Annotated in this window: 15 protein-coding genes; 12 read left to right on the forward strand and 3 right to left on the reverse strand. The window is 64.5% G+C overall.

All coding sequences use genetic code 11. The annotated features are described in order from the left end of the window. Positions 1-73 precede the first annotated feature (73 nt). Together acnD and J7548_RS02405 are read right to left on the reverse strand one after the other, a co-directional pair. The gene (acnD, locus tag J7548_RS02400; protein ID WP_290969838.1) at positions 74-2,695 is read right to left on the reverse strand and encodes a Fe/S-dependent 2-methylisocitrate dehydratase AcnD; all 2,622 of its coding nucleotides are present in this window, start codon (positions 2,693-2,695) and stop codon (positions 74-76) included. 38 nt (positions 2,696-2,733) lie between these two features. Beyond that, the gene (locus J7548_RS02405; RefSeq protein WP_290969840.1) at positions 2,734-3,453 is read right to left on the reverse strand and encodes a GntR family transcriptional regulator; all 720 of its coding nucleotides are present in this window, start codon (positions 3,451-3,453) and stop codon (positions 2,734-2,736) included. 250 nt (positions 3,454-3,703) lie between these two features. Between J7548_RS02405 and J7548_RS02410 the strand changes: the two genes are divergently transcribed. From J7548_RS02410 to pgi, 11 genes are all read left to right on the forward strand, one after another. Continuing rightward, positions 3,704-4,441, forward strand: coding sequence for an IclR family transcriptional regulator (locus J7548_RS02410; RefSeq protein ID WP_290969843.1), 738 nt, complete (start codon positions 3,704-3,706; stop codon positions 4,439-4,441). A 129-nt stretch (positions 4,442-4,570) separates the two neighbouring features. Then, the gene (locus J7548_RS02415; protein WP_290971572.1) at positions 4,571-5,323 is read left to right on the forward strand and encodes a glutamine ABC transporter substrate-binding protein; all 753 of its coding nucleotides are present in this window, start codon (positions 4,571-4,573) and stop codon (positions 5,321-5,323) included. Between the two features lie 156 nt (positions 5,324-5,479). Then, positions 5,480-6,145: an amino acid ABC transporter permease gene (locus J7548_RS02420; protein ID WP_290969845.1), complete on the forward strand. Its 666-nt coding sequence runs from the start codon at positions 5,480-5,482 to the stop codon at positions 6,143-6,145. After that, a complete protein-coding gene (locus J7548_RS02425) occupies positions 6,145-6,918 on the forward strand; it encodes an amino acid ABC transporter ATP-binding protein (protein ID WP_290969847.1) in 774 nt (257 codons plus the stop codon). Before J7548_RS02420 ends, J7548_RS02425 begins: the two co-directional genes overlap by 1 nt. After that, on the forward strand, positions 6,908-7,528 hold the full coding sequence (locus tag J7548_RS02430) for a HutD family protein (protein WP_290969849.1): 621 nt from the start codon (positions 6,908-6,910) through the stop codon (positions 7,526-7,528). Before J7548_RS02425 ends, J7548_RS02430 begins: the two co-directional genes overlap by 11 nt. 9 nt (positions 7,529-7,537) lie before the next feature. Next, the gene (locus J7548_RS02435; protein ID WP_290969851.1) at positions 7,538-8,959 is read left to right on the forward strand and encodes a formimidoylglutamate deiminase; all 1,422 of its coding nucleotides are present in this window, start codon (positions 7,538-7,540) and stop codon (positions 8,957-8,959) included. Positions 8,960-8,969: 10 nt separating this feature from the next. Continuing rightward, positions 8,970-9,770 (forward strand): N-formylglutamate deformylase, encoded by an 801-nt coding sequence (gene hutG, locus J7548_RS02440; protein ID WP_290969853.1) that lies wholly within the window; start codon positions 8,970-8,972, stop codon positions 9,768-9,770. A gap of 181 nt (positions 9,771-9,951) precedes the next feature. Further along, the gene (nhaA, locus tag J7548_RS02445) at positions 9,952-11,103 is read left to right on the forward strand and encodes a Na+/H+ antiporter NhaA (protein WP_290971575.1); all 1,152 of its coding nucleotides are present in this window, start codon (positions 9,952-9,954) and stop codon (positions 11,101-11,103) included. Between the two features lie 143 nt (positions 11,104-11,246). Then, a complete protein-coding gene (locus J7548_RS02450) occupies positions 11,247-11,450 on the forward strand; it encodes a hypothetical protein (protein ID WP_290969856.1) in 204 nt (67 codons plus the stop codon). Between the two features lie 107 nt (positions 11,451-11,557). Beyond that, on the forward strand, positions 11,558-11,737 hold the full coding sequence (locus J7548_RS02455) for a hypothetical protein (protein ID WP_290969859.1): 180 nt from the start codon (positions 11,558-11,560) through the stop codon (positions 11,735-11,737). 356 nt (positions 11,738-12,093) lie between these two features. Beyond that, positions 12,094-13,800 carry a glucose-6-phosphate isomerase gene (pgi, locus tag J7548_RS02460; RefSeq protein ID WP_290969862.1) on the forward strand — a complete coding sequence of 569 codons (1,707 nt, stop codon included), beginning with the start codon at positions 12,094-12,096 and terminating at the stop codon, positions 13,798-13,800. A gap of 189 nt (positions 13,801-13,989) precedes the next feature. Here pgi and J7548_RS02465 read toward each other — a convergent pair whose 3' ends face one another. Then, positions 13,990-14,352: a hypothetical protein gene (locus J7548_RS02465; protein WP_290969863.1), complete on the reverse strand. Its 363-nt coding sequence runs from the start codon at positions 14,350-14,352 to the stop codon at positions 13,990-13,992. Between J7548_RS02465 and J7548_RS02470 the strand changes: the two genes are divergently transcribed. Then, the gene (locus J7548_RS02470) at positions 14,351-14,737 is read left to right on the forward strand and encodes a hypothetical protein (protein ID WP_290969865.1); all 387 of its coding nucleotides are present in this window, start codon (positions 14,351-14,353) and stop codon (positions 14,735-14,737) included. The genes J7548_RS02465 and J7548_RS02470 overlap by 2 nt on opposite strands. Positions 14,738-14,773 lie beyond the last annotated feature (36 nt).

Genomic DNA, 14,773 nt, shown 5'->3' on the forward strand with positions numbered 1-14,773 from the left:
GCGCACCGAAGCTGCCCTTCGATACGCGCTGCGCGCTACTCAGGGCGAACGGAGTCACTGCTTCAGAGATCCATCAAACCGACTTGCGGTCGTTTTTGCCGGCATTGGCCGAGGCTTCCAAAAAGTCCTGCGCAAACCGCTGCAGCACGCCGCCGGCTTCATAGATCGACACTTCCTCGGCGGTGTCCAGGCGGCAGGTCACCGGCACTTCGACGCGTTCGCCGTTCTTGCGGTGGATCACCAGCGTCAGGTCGGCGCGCGGGCGGCGCTCGCCGATCACGTCATAGGTCTCGGTGCCGTCGATGGCATAGGTGTTGCGGTTCTCGCCGGCCTTGAACTCCAGCGGCAGCACGCCCATGCCGATCAGGTTGGTGCGGTGGATGCGTTCGAAGCCCTCGGCCACGATGGCTTCCACGCCGGCCAGGCGCACGCCCTTGGCGGCCCAGTCACGCGAGGAGCCCTGGCCGTAGTCGGCGCCGGCGATGATGATCAGCGGCTGCTTGCGCTCCATGTAGGCTTCGATGGTTTCCCACATGCGCATCACTTTGCCTTCCGGCTCCAGGCGCGCCAGCGAGCCTTGCTTCACGCTGCCGTCTTCCTTCCGCACCATCTCGTTGAACAGCTTGGGGTTGGCGAAAGTGGCGCGCTGCGCGGTCAGGTGGTCGCCGCGGTGGGTGGCGTAGGAGTTGAAGTCTTCTTCCGGCAAGCCCATCTTGTGCAGGTATTCGCCGGCCGCGCTGTCCATCAGGATCGCGTTGGACGGCGACAGGTGGTCGGTGGTGATGTTGTCGCCCAGGACCGCCAGCGGACGCATGCCGCGCAGCGTGCGCTCGCCGGCCAGCGCGCCTTCCCAGTAGGGCGGGCGGCGGATGTAGGTGCTTTGCGGGCGCCAGTCGTAGAGCGGGCTCACGGCCTGGCTGCGGTCGACGCGGGCGGCGAACATCGGGGTGTAGACGTTGCGGAACTGCTGCGGCTTGACGGCGGCCTTGACCACTTCGTCGATTTCCTCATCGGACGGCCAGATGTCTTTCAGGCGGATTTCACGGCCGTCGGCGGTGGTGCCCAGCACATCCTGCTCGATGTCGAAGCGGATGGTGCCGGCGATCGCATAGGCCACCACCAGCGGCGGCGAGGCCAGGAAGGCCTGCTTGGCGTACGGGTGGATGCGGCCGTCGAAGTTACGGTTGCCCGACAGCACGGCGGTGCTGTACAGGTCGCGGTCGATGATCTCCTGCTGGATCTTGGGATCGAGCGCGCCGGACATGCCGTTGCAGGTGGTGCAGGCGAAGGCGACGATGCCGAAGCCCAGCTTTTCCAGGTCGGCGGTCAGGCCGGCTTCCTGCAGGTACAGTTCGACCGCCTTCGATCCCGGCGCGAGGGAACTCTTGACCCACGGCTTGCGCTCCAGTCCCAGGCGGTTGGCGTTGCGCGCCAGCAGGCCGGCGGCGATCACGTTGCGCGGGTTGCTGGTGTTGGTGCAGCTGGTAATGGCGGCGATGATGACGGCGCCGTCGGGCATCTTGCCCGGCTCGTTCTCCACCTTGCCGGCGATGCCTTGCGCGGCCAGTTCCGACACCGGCAGGCGCTTGTGCGGGTTGCTCGGGCCGGCCAGCGTGCGCACCACGGTCGACAGGTCGAAGCGCAGCACGCGTTCGTATTCGGCGTTTTTCAGGCTGTCGGACCACAGGCCGGTTTCCCTGGCATAGGTTTCCACCAGCTTGACCTGTTCGTCGTCACGGCCGGTCAGCTTCAGGTAGTCGATGGTCTGCTGGTCGATCGAGAACATGGCGGCGGTGGCGCCGTATTCCGGGGCCATGTTGGAGATCGTGGCGCGGTCGCCCAAGGTCAGGCTGGAAGCGCCCTCGCCGTAGAACTCCAGGTAGGCGCCAACCACTTTCTGCTTGCGCAGGAACTCGGTCAGCGACAGCACGATGTCGGTGGCGGTGATGCCGGGCTGGCGGCGGCCGGTCAGCTCGACGCCGACGATGTCCGGCAGGCGCATCCAGGAGGCGCGTCCCAGCATCACGTTCTCGGCTTCCAGGCCGCCCACGCCGATGGCGATCACGCCCAGCGCGTCCACGTGCGGAGTGTGGCTGTCGGTGCCGACCAGGGTGTCGGGGAAGGCCACGCCGTCCTTGGTGTAGATCACCGGCGACATCTTCTCCAGGTTGATCTGGTGCATGATGCCGTTGCCGGGCGGGATCACGTCGACGTTTTCAAAGGCCAGCTTGGTCCAGTCGATGAAGTGGAAGCGGTCTTCGTTGCGGCGATCCTCGATGGCGCGGTTCTTGGCGAAGGCCTGCGGGTCGTCGCCGCCGCATTCCACCGCCAGCGAGTGGTCCACGATCAGTTGCACCGGCACCACCGGGTTGACCTTGGCAGGGTCGCCGCCCATGTCGGCGATCGCATCGCGCAGGCCGGCCAGGTCCACCAGCGCGGTCTGGCCCAGGATGTCATGGCATACCACGCGCGCCGGGAACCACGGGAAATCGAGGTCGCGCTTGCGCTCGATCAGCTGGCGCAGCGAGTCGGTCAGGGTAGCCGGATCGCAGCGGCGCACCAGGTTCTCGGCCAGCACGCGCGAAGTGTAGGGCAGGCCGGCCCAGGCGCCGGGCTTGATGGCGTCGACGGCGGCACGGGCGTCGAAGTAGTCCAGTTTGGTGCCGGGCAGTTGCTTGCGGTATTGAGTGTTCATGGCGGATGGCTCGTTGAGGTGGGTTCGATGTCGGGAAATCAGGCCTGGCCGCGCTGTCCGTTGGCTTGAGAAGCGGCTTGCGCGATCTGGTGTTCGATGTTGCGGCGCGAAGCGCCGATGTGCCGGCGCATCAGCAGGTCGGCCAGTTCGCCGTCGCCGTCGGCCAGCGCGTCGAGGATGCGATGGTGCTCGGCGAAGGCATGGCGAGGGCGGTTGGGGGTGGCGGAATACTGGATGCGGTACATGCGCGCCAACTGGTACAGCTCGCCGCACAGGATGCGCGTGAGGATCTGGTTGCCGCTGGCCTGGATGATCTTGTAGTGGAAGTCGTAGTCGCCTTCCTGCTGGTAGTAGCCGCGCCCGGCCTGGAAGGCTTCGTCCTGCTCGTGCATGTCCAGCACGCGGCGCAGTTCGTCGAGTTCGGCGCGGCTCATGCGCTGGGCCGCCAGCCGGCAGGCCATGCCTTCCAGCGATTCGCGGATCTGGAACAGTTCGACCAGTCCTTCCAGCGTCAGCGACACCACCCGCGCGCCCACGTGCGGCACGCGCACCAGCAGGTTCTGGCCTTCCAGTCGGTGGATGGCTTCGCGCAGCGGGCCGCGGCTGATGCCGTAGGTGCGCGCCAGTTCCGGTTCGGAAATCTTGCTGCCGGGGGCGATGTCGCCCTGGACGATGGCGGTCTGGATTTTCCGGAAAACGTGTTCCGAAAGTGTCTCCCCATCCCGTTCCGAACCCGGCAAAGCAATCAATTCGCTCATGGTGTCGACAATGTTGGCTGTTTTATTTATTTAATCATAGCACTTTGCCGAAAATATTTAATAAGTGTCGACAATTAAATATTTTTAACTTGAACCAGTAAAAAAATAGCATGAGTCAATTTGCGATTCCGATGAGAAAATTTGCCGCAGTTTGAGAAAAAGTGAATCGGCTCCTCAAATTTTTAAAGAAAATTTCTCTCTGTACGAGAAAGCAAATCCAAAACTGAGAATTTAAATTTATATTGCTCCCATGGACTCTCCTCAGACCTCGACCATCGTCGACCGTGTACTTCATGTTCTAGCCGGCGTGGCGCGCGCAGGCAAGCCTGTCAGCGCAAAGCAGATCGCCGCCATGGTGCAGCAGCCGGTCAGTACGGTTTATCGCCACCTGGCGTCGCTCAAGAAGTGGGGCCTGCTGCAGGAGCATATGAACTCCGGCACTTTCGAGCCCGGCCCCACGGGCGTGCAACTGGCCTGGGGCTTCGACCAGAACTCCAACCTGATCAGCCAGAGCCGGGACGAGATCAGCGCGCTGGTCGAGCGCAGCGGCGAGAGCGTGGGCCTGCTGGTCTACACCAACGGCGAGATGGTCTGTATCGCCATGGAAGAAAGCAACCAGCCGTTGCGCTGTTCCTTTACCAAGGGCCGCGCCCATAAGCTGTACAAAGGGGCCTCGGGCAAGAGCCTGCTGGCGTTCATGCCGCGCAAGCTGCAGCAAAAGCTGCTGGCGGACCAATTGGGCGACCAGCCAGAAGAGGCCGCCGCGCTGGAAGCGCAGCTCGAAGAGATCCGCCGCCGCGGTTATTCCACCAGCGAGAGCGAGGTCGACTTGGGCGTGTGGGGCGTCTCGGTGCCGATCATGACCTCCAACGGCCGCCTGGAAGGCACGATCACGCTGATGGCCCCGGCATTGCGCGTCGGCGCGCGCGAGCAGGAACTGATCCGCATGACCGTGGAGGCGGCGCAGCGTATCTGCAACCGTTTTTAAGTTTGGCCGGCAGGGACCCATGCTGAAACGGCATGGATAAGAAGGGGGCCAAGATTTTTGTTGTTGTCATCCCGCCAGGAAATCGTCCTGCAGCGATCCGATCCGTTGCACCTTATTGAGGAAACCATGATGAAATTTTCCAAGCTGCTCTGCGCCTGTGCCGCAGTCTTCGCCCTGTTCACCGCCTCCGTCCCCGCGGCCCGGGCCGCCGACAATGTGATCCGCGTCGGCACCGATGCGACTTTCCCGCCGATGGAGTTCGTCAAGGACGGCAAGCGCACCGGCTTCGACATCGAGCTGGTCGAGGCGCTGGCCAAGGCCATGGGCAAGAAGGTGCAGTGGGTCGACATCGACTTCAAGGGCCTGATCCCGGGCCTGATTTCCAACCGTTTCGATATCGCCGCGTCGGCCATCTACATGACCGATGAGCGCCGCAAGGTGGTCAACTTCAGCGACCCGTACTACCGCGGCGGCCTGGCCGTGCTGGTGCGCCGCGACGACCAGAGCATCAAGGTGCCGGACGACCTGAACAAGGGCAAGAAGGTATCGGTACAGGTCGGCACCAAGTCGGTCGGCTACCTGAAGGACAATTTTCCCGGCGTGGAGCGCGTCGAGGTCGAGAAGAACCAGGCCATGTTCGACCTGCTGGCGACCGGCCGCGTCAATGCCGCCGTCACCGGCCGCCCGGCCGCGGTGGAATATGCCCGCACCCAGCCGCTGGTGCGGGTGCTGGACAAGGGCCTGACCACCGAGCTGTACGGTTTCGCCATGCGCCGTGGCGACACAGAGCTGGCCGCACAACTGAACAAGGCGCTGCAGACGCTGCGCGTGAACGGCACCTACACCGCGCTGACCGAAAAGTGGTTCGGCAAGAGCGAGTAAATCCGTCGGACGCCGCCCGCACTGCCGGGCAACGCACGGCCGCCTGACGCCATGCGCCGATAAGCGGCGCCGGCGGCCGCCACTTCTTCACGCATGAACCGCCGCTGCCGGCCGCGCCGCAGCGGGCTACGCGGTTTGTTTTACCGGAGTACCTCAATGGATTTCGACTTTTCCCCGATATGGGAAAGCTGGCATGCGCTCGCCACCGGCACCGCGGTCACGGTGGAGATCACCGCCGCCGCGCTGGTGCTGGGATGCCTGCTGGGCCTCTTGGTCGGGCTGGGGCGCCTGTCGCCGCAGCGCCGCATCCTCTACGGCATCTGCACCGTCTACCTGACGCTGGTGCGCGGCACGCCGTTGCTGGTGCAACTGTTCATCTGGTTCTTCGGCCTGCCGCATTTCGGCATCCTGCTGCCGGCCTATGTGTGCGGCATCCTCGGGCTGGGCATCTACAGCGGCGCCTACGTGTCGGAAATCGTGCGCGGTTCGATCCAGTCGATCGAGCGCGGCCAGATGGAGGCGGCCCGTTCGCTCGGCCTGCCGTACAAGATGGCGATGCGCCGCGTGATCCTGCCGCAGGCCTTCGTGCGCATGATCCCGCCGCTGGGCAATGAATTCATCGCGCTGATCAAGAACTCGGCGCTGGTGTCGCTGCTGACCATCGCCGACCTGATGCACGAGGGCGAGAAGATCATCAGCGTGTCCTACCGTTCGCTGGAGGTCTACCTGGTCATCGCCGTGATCTACCTGGCGCTGACCAGCATCACCACCCTGATCCTGCGCCGGATCGAGAAAGTACTGCGTTCGGAAGGGAGAGTGTGATGACGCAAGCCATCGTCGATATCAAGGGCCTGGAGAAATCCTTCGGCGACCACATGGTGCTCAAGGGCATCGATTTCGCCGTGCAGCCCAGCCAGGTGGTGGTGGTGATCGGCCCCAGCGGTTCCGGCAAGAGCACCTTCCTGCGCTGCCTGAACGGCCTGGAAACCGCCGAGGGCGGCACCATCACGGTGTGCGGCCATCCGGTGGTACAGGGCGGGCGCATGATGCCCGAAGCCAAGCTGGACGAGCTGCGCGCCGAGGTCGGCATGGTGTTCCAGTCGTTCAACCTGTTCCCGCATCTCACCGTACTCGACAACATCACCCTGGCGCCGACTTGCCTGCGCGGCGTGCCGCGCAAGCAGGCCGAGGAGCAGGGCATGCGCCTGCTGAAGAAGGTCGGCCTCGACCACAAGGCCAAGGTCTATCCTGGCACGCTTTCCGGCGGCCAGAAGCAGCGCGTGGCGATCGCCCGCGCATTGGCGATGGAACCCAAGGTGATGCTGTTCGACGAGCCCACCTCGGCGCTCGACCCAGAACTGGTGGGCGAAGTACTGCAGGTGATGAAGGACCTCGCGGCCGAAGGCATGACCATGCTGATCGTCACCCACGAAATGGGCTTCGCCCGCGAAGTGGCCGATGTGGTGGTGGTGATGGACCACGGCAGCATTGTCGAAGCCGGCGCGCCGGCCGATATCTTCACCGCGCCGAAAGAGGCGCGTACCCGCAGCTTCCTGCAAACCATGCTGGCGCGCGAGGTGGTCCATGGCGGTTGAGGCTTCCTGCGCGGCGCTTGACGACGCCATCATCGCCGCCGGCCATCTTGGCGGCATTGCCGCCGTACCGTGGAAGAACGAGGGCGGCCAGACGCGCGAGCTGTGCGTGGAGCCGGCAGAGGCGGATTTCGCATCGTTTGCCTGGCGCGCCAGCGTGGCCGATGTCGGGCGCGACGGCGTTTTCTCGACCTTCGACGGCATCGACCGCACCATCGTGCTGCTGGAGGGCGGCGGCTTCACCATGCATGCCGATGGCGCGCAGATACATGACCTGCGCGAATGCTTCGCGCCGTTTTCCTTCGCCGGGGAGGAGGGCGTCTCGGTGCGCCTGCACGGCGCGCCGACCCTGGATTTCAACCTGATGGTGCGGCGCAGCCTGGCCAGCGGCGAAGTGGTGGCGCTGAGCGGGCAGGATTTCAGCAAGCTGCCGGGCGATACGGTATTGCTGTATGCCGCGCAAGGCGAGGCAAGCCTGGCCGACGCTGCCGGCCAGCGGCGGCAACTGCGCACGGGAGAGTTCGTCCGCTTGCGCGAAGGCGCGCCTTTGCCCGACCTGGGGTGCGCGGCCGGCGCGGTGGTGCTGGCCATCCGCATCCACAGCAAGACTTGATCCCTTCCTATGCCAACGCACACCGAACCAGACCTGAATCTTGCCGGCGGCGCGCTGTTCTGCCCGCAAGCCTTGCTGCCTGAAGGCTGGCGCAGCAACGTGCTGCTGCGCTGGAACGCGGCCGGCGAGCTGACCGAAGCCATTGCCGACAGCGAGCGCGGCACCGCCGCCCAGGCTGCCGGGCCGGTCATTCCCGGCATGCCCAACTTGCATTCGCACGCCTTCCAGCGCGCCATGGCCGGCCTGACCGAGACCATGGGCAGCCCGACCGATTCCTTCTGGAGCTGGCGCACGCTGATGTACCGCTTCGCCCAGCGCCTGCAGCCGCAGCACCTGGAGGCGATCGCGCGCCACCTCTATATCGAGATGCTCAAGGCCGGCTACACCTCGGTCTGCGAATTCCATTACCTGCACCACGCCGAAGGCGGCGCCGCTTATGCCGATCCGGCCGAACTGTCGCTGCGCGTGATGCGGGCGGCGCAGGAGGCCGGCATCGGCATGACCTTGCTGCCGGTGCTGTACCAGTACGGCGGCTTCGGCGGCATCGCGCCGATGCCACACCAGGCGCGTTTCATCTCGTCGCCGCAGTGGATGCTGGAACTGCGCGAGCGCCTGCAGCGCGCGTTGCCGGAGAACGGCATGCGCCGCTACGGCGTGGCGCCGCATTCGCTGCGCGCGGTCGCCGCCGACGGCCTGGCCGAACTGGTCGGCGGCGTGCGCGCATCAGCGCATGGGGACGACGCGCCGATCCACATCCACATCGCCGAGCAGACCAAGGAAGTCGACGACTGCCAGGCCTGGTGCGGCAAGCGCCCGGTGCAGCAGCTGCTCTCGCTGCAGGAGCTCGACGCGCGCTGGTGCCTGGTGCACGCCACCCACATGGCGGACGATGAATACCGCGCCGTGGCGCAAAGCGGCGCCGTCGTGGGCTTGTGCCCGACCACCGAGGCCAACCTGGGCGACGGCATCATCGATGCGCCGCGCCTGCTGGCCGACGGCGCCAACTGGGGCATCGGCTCGGACAGCAACATCGCCATCAACCTGCGCGCCGAACTGCGCCTGCTTGAATATGGCCAGCGGCTGCACCATCGCCGCCGCAATATGCTGGCTTCCGAAGCGCAGCCGGCCGTGGCCGACCGCCTGTTCGCGCAGGCCGTGTCCGGCGGCGCGCGGGCCAGCGGACGCGCCGTGGCCGGGCTGGCCGCCGGGCAGCGCGCCGATTTCGCGGTGCTCGACGGCGACGACGTCAACCTGGCCGGACGCGGCGCGCAACAGCTGTTGTCGGCCCTGGTATTTTGCGAACATGACGGCAACCCGGTGCGCGACGTCTTCGTCGGCGGCCTCCAGGTGGTGGCCGAGGGCCGCCATGCGCTGGAAGGGCAGGCGCGCGCCGATTATCGTGCGACCGTAGCGCACTTGCTCAACGATTGAGGAACCAGACATGCGCCAGGAAATATTCAAGCTGCGGCAGGGCGCCGCGCCCTTGCTGATCTCCATGCCCCACGTCGGCACGTTGCTGCCGGACGACCTGAAACCCGCCTTCAGCGAAGTCGGCCTGCAGGTCGACGATACCGACTGGCATGTCGGTGAACTGTACGATTTCGCCGGGGAACTGGGCGCGTCCGTGATCCGCCCGTCCTATTCGCGCTACGTCATCGACCTGAACCGCCCGGCCGACGGCAAGAGCCTGTACCCGGGCCAGAACACCACCGGCCTGTGCCCGCTGACCACCTTCGACAACGTGCCGCTGTACAAGCCCGGTATGGAACCGGACGAAGCCGAAGTGGCGCGCCGCCTGCCGCTCTATTGGAAGCCTTACCACGATGCGTTGCAGGCCGAACTGGAGCGCATCAAGTCGATCCACGGCTACGCCTTGCTGTGGGATGCGCATTCGATCCGTTCGGTGATCCCGCACCTGTTCGAGGGCGAACTGCCGGTGTTCAACTTCGGCACATCCAGCGGCGCCTCCTGCGCGCCCGGCATGGGGGAAATGCTGCTCGGGCAGGCGCGGGAACTGGCGCCGCATTATCCGGCGGTGCTCAACGGCCGTTTCAAGGGCGGCTACATCACCCGCAACTACGGCCAGCCGGCCAGCCGCGTGCATGCGGTGCAACTGGAGCTGGCGCAGCGCAGCTACATGCAGGAGCAGGCGCCCTACGCGCTGGATGCGGCGCTGTCGGCCCGGCTGAAGCCGGTGCTCAGGGATCTGGTCAAGGGCTATCTGGCGTTCAAGCCCTCCTGAACACGGCATCCAGCGAAAAAGGCCTGCAGCGTGCAGGCCTTTTTTACGCCGGTGTGCGCAAAATGATGGATTTGGAGAAACTCGCCGCAATTGGTACAGTCAGTCCTTGGTTAAAGATGAGCTGGCAAGGAGTCCCGATTTGAGCAATACATCCCACCATGGCAACAGCAGCAATGCCTTCATGCGTTTCTTCGCGGACGAGGCGGCAGGCGGCATCGTGCTGGCCATCGCCGCCGTGCTGGCGCTGGCCGTCAGCAATTCGCCCTGGCGCGAGACCTATGAGGCCTTCACCCGCATCCGGGGCACGGTCGACATCGGCGGGCTGCTGGTGCTTTCCAAGCCGCTGCTGTTGTGGGTCAACGACCTGTGGATGGCCGTGTTCTTTTTCCTGGTCGGACTGGAGATCAAGCGGGAGTTCGTAGAAGGGGAGCTGGCCTCGCGCAGCCAGGCCATCCTGCCGGCGGCGGCGGCCCTGGGCGGCATGGCCGTCCCGGCGGCGATCTACGCCCTGATCAACCTGGGCGATGCGACCGCCTTGCGCGGCTGGGCCATTCCGGCGGCGACCGACATCGCTTTCGCCATCGGCATCGTGATGCTGCTGGGCTCGCGCGTGCCGACCTCGCTCAAGGTGTTCCTGACCGCCGTGGCGATCATCGACGATCTCGGCGCCATCGTCGTCATCGCGCTGTTCTATACCGACACCCTGTCGCTGGGAATGCTGGCGGCGGCCGGCGCGGGCGCCATCGCGCTGCTGCTGCTCAATCGCGCTGGCGTGCGGCGCGCCGATGTCTACATCGCGGTCGGCCTGGCGGTCTGGGTCTGCGTGCTCAAGTCCGGCATCCACGCCACGCTGGCCGGCGTAGTGACGGCACTGGCGATACCGATGCGCGATGCCAAGGGGCGTCCCCTGGCCGGCGCGCTGGAGCATGGCCTGCATCCGTGGGTGGCGTTCCTGGTGCTGCCGATGTTCGCCTTCGCCAATGCCGGCGTGTCGCTGCAGGGGCTGTCGCTGGACAGCCTGCTCGACCCCATTCCGCTGGGCATCGCCGCCGGGCTGGTGCTGGGCAAGACCGTGGGCGTGTTCGGCGCCAGCTGGATGATGATGCGCAGCGGCCTCGCCACGGCGCCGGCCGGCGCCAGCACGCGCCAGTTCGTGGGCGTGTGCATGCTGTGCGGCATCGGTTTCACCATGAGCCTGTTCATCGGCGGCCTGGCGTTCCAGGGGCTGAGCCCGGATTTCGAAGCCAGGCTCAAGCTGGGCGTGCTGGGCGGCTCTATCCTGGCCGGCTTGCTGGGGACGCTGGTGTTGTGGCGGCAGGCGGCGCCGCGCTGAAGGCCGCGGCATCCCGTCGCCATCCGGCGACGCTTGCCGGAGTTTTCGTATTGCATTGCGGGATGCTTGCTTGCCGGGCAACCGCCGGCCCGGAAAATCATCGGGCCGCCTGTTCCTGACGGTGGAAGCCCGGCCGGCAAGCCATGCCAGATGGCCGTCGGTTGGTGGCGGGAGGAAATTGCTGCTGTGCGAAACAAGTGCCGCTTTACATCGAAAAATGGCAAGAGCAAGATGAACTTGAATCCAGCAGCCGTGCGGGATTGCCCGTGAACGGCAAGGCTGGAGTGGCAGCAGGTCCGGTGCAGCAATTTGGTCCGATCCCGATGCTTCGCCGCGCCGGCGAATGACGAACAAGCTTGGCTGTGGCATGCATGGCATGTGCCCATCGCAAGCAGCGCATTCGGAGCATCTGCCTGGCGACCGGGCCGGATGAAGTCAGCGAGGGAATGTCGAGATGGGAATCCTGGATCAGATCTTGTCGTATGGAGCGCTCATATTGAGCTGGTACGCGCTTTATGTCGTGATCGCCGGCGGCGTGTTCGCGGCCTATCTGGTCTATCGCCTGTGGCTGCACAACGCCTTCTTCAGGATGCGGGGCGCCGACCACCGTTCGCGGCATCGGGAAATGGATTGAGACTCCTTGATCCGGGATGTTTCGTCCCGGCCATCTGAGGCGCAGTTTTCTTTCGGCGCCTTCTTGCCTGCAAAGCCATCGGGGCATGGTGATGCGGGCAATTTCATTTTCACCCGATACATCCCATTCGCCGCTGCGCGATGTCGCGGCGGCGGTTTCCATTTTTCCTACAGGGAAAAGCGGAGCAGTCCTATCGCATGGCGCAAGTCGCCTCGTTACCCTGTGATCCTGCCCTGTATGCGGCAGGGTAAGGCCCTGAGGCTTATCCAGGCCGCATTTGGCGATATCGGTGCGTTGCCTTCACCAGGCTGCCACGCCCACCCCGCCCAATCCCCCAGGAACAAGGAGCCGGACCAATGACGTCTTTGCCCGCCAGCGACATCCAATTGCCTCTCTTCCTCCATGCGCGGCGCGAGCCGCTGACCGAAAAAAGCGCCTGGATCGCGCTCGATGAACATTACCGCAACCGCGCACGCCACTTCCGGCTGGAACGCCTGTTCGCCATAGACGGCAAACGCGGCGAGAGCATGGCCGTCGAAGGCGTCGGCATCTATCTCGATTACTCCAAGAACCTGGCCACCGCCGAGACCATGAAGCTGCTGATGCAGCTGGCCCGGCAGTGCAGCTTGCAAGAGCGCATCGATGCCATGTTCCGCGGCGACAGGATCAACCACACCGAAGGGCGACCGGTATTGCATACCGCCTTGCGCAAGCCGGCCGGCACGCGCCTGGTGGTCGATGGCCAGGACGTGGTGGCGCAGGTGCAGGAAGTGCTGGGCCGCATGGCGCATTTCGCGGACCAGGTGCGTTCAGGCCAGTGGCTGGGATATACCGGCCGCCCGATCCGGCACGTGGTCAATATCGGCATCGGCGGTTCCGACCTCGGCCCGATGATGGCGTATGAGGCCTTGCGCCACTACGGCAAGCGCGATATCGGCATGCATTTCCTGTCCGACGTGGACGGCGCCGCGCTGCAGGAAACCGTGCGCGCGCTGCCGGCCGAACAGACGCTGTTCATCGTCTGCTCCAAAACCTTCACCACGCTGGAAACCATCACCAATGCCCATGCCGCGCGCGATTGGCTGGTTGCGCAACTGGGCGACGAGCGGGCGGTGTCGCGCCACTTCGCCGGCGTGACCACCAACATCCGGGAAGCCGAGCGCTTCGGCATCGATCCGGAGAACACCTTCGGTTTTTGGGATTGGGTGGGCGGCCGCTATTCGATGGCCAGCGCCATCGGCCTGTCGACCATGATCGCCGTCGGACCGGAAAATTTCCGCCAACTGCTGCGGGGCATGCATGACATGGACGAGCATTTCCGCACCGCCGCGCCGGAGAAGAACCTGCCGGTGATCCTGGGCATGCTCGCGATCTGGTACGCCAACTTTTTCGATGCGGCGACCCAGGCGGTGCTGCCGTACAGCCAGTACCTCAAGCGCATGCCGGCCTACCTGCAGCAACTGGCGATGGAAAGCAACGGCAAGCACATCACCGTCAACGGCGAGGCCGTCAATTACCGGACCTCGCCGGTCTACTGGGGCGACAACGGCATCAACGGCCAGCATTCGTTCTACCAGATGCTGCACCAGGGCACCCAACTGGTGCCATGCGACTTCATCGGCTTTTGCAAGCCGCTGGAACAGAGCGGCGACCAGCATGAACTGCTGATGGCCAATATGTTCGCGCAGTCCGAGGCCCTGGCCTTCGGCAAGAGCGCGGCCCAGGTGCGCGACGAGGGCACGGCCGAAGCGCTGGTGCCGCATCGCGTATTCGACGGCAACCGTCCCAGCAACAGCATGCTGCTCGACAAGCTCACGCCTTACAGCCTGGGTACGCTGGTGGCCTTGTACGAGCACAGCGTATTCACCCAGGGGGCGATATGGAATATCGATTCCTTCGACCAATGGGGAGTCGAACTGGGCAAGGCGCTGGCCAAGCGCACCGCATCGCAATTGCTGGACCACAGCCAGCCGCTGCGCCATGACAGCTCCACCAATGCCTTGATACGCCGTTTCCGCAACTACAATCGCAACGGCGGTTTGCAGGCCAGGAAGGCCGCCTGAGCCGGCTTGTCATCCGGATATTTCCGGATGACAAATCAAGCGCCGCGCACAAGCCACACACAATAGACTTCGACGTTGCCGATCCGGGCAGTATCGCTTGCGCGCGACAATTTCCGGTTTGTCCTACAAGCAAATACGGCGGCGTCCGATACGGCTCAGCATTGCCGCCGCGTATGATCGCAAGGCCGCTCAAGAAGCGGCGCGGTACGCCATGTTCCATTGTTGTGCATGCGATTGCGGCAATGATGTCCATGGGAAATACCGGCCCTTATTTTTCACAAACAAAGTCATCCGGACCGGCAGAGTTTGGCTAAAATGAATTGGCCGGTGGTTGTGGAAATCGAATGTGTTTTCACTTGGGCGGCAAGGTGTGAAAGGCCATGCCGCCGATGAAATGCAAGGAAGAAGCGATCGCGTTTTCGCAAGCCCGGCACGCTTCGCCAGCCACAGGAGGCGCAGGCCGCAGTGCGCCGCCGCGAAGCGGGATTGCGTCTTGGAAAACGCAGTGAACAGGTATTGCCAGCTCTGGAAATTTGACAGGGGAAGTGTCATGGACAAGTCCGATTCTGCTCATTCGACCGACAAGAACATCGCCATCCAGCAAGGCGATTGGGACGCATACCGGAACCATATCGGAAGCCATGCCGCCGAGCCGCCGAAACCGGCGGACGAGTGCGAAGAGGACGCCCGGGAAGTCCGCAGCGCGCTGGCCGATACACCGCGCGATTCATCCGGCCAGCCATTGCACAGCGAGGAAGATATCCTGGCTTACCGCCGCCAATGCGCGCGTGCCTATATCGGCATGAACGGGCGTTTGGGCGGGCGCGCCTACCACGCCAACGAACCGGTGATCCTGACGCCTGAAGCCGTCAATGAATTGGCCGAACTCAACCGCATCTTGCGGGAAGAGCGCGCGCAAAAAAAGAAGGTGCGCTGACGCGCGCCTGCAGATGCCGCACTTGGCATTCTCATA

Source organism: Herbaspirillum sp. (assembly GCF_017744395.1).
Taxonomy (GTDB): domain Bacteria; phylum Pseudomonadota; class Gammaproteobacteria; order Burkholderiales; family Burkholderiaceae_D; genus Herbaspirillum.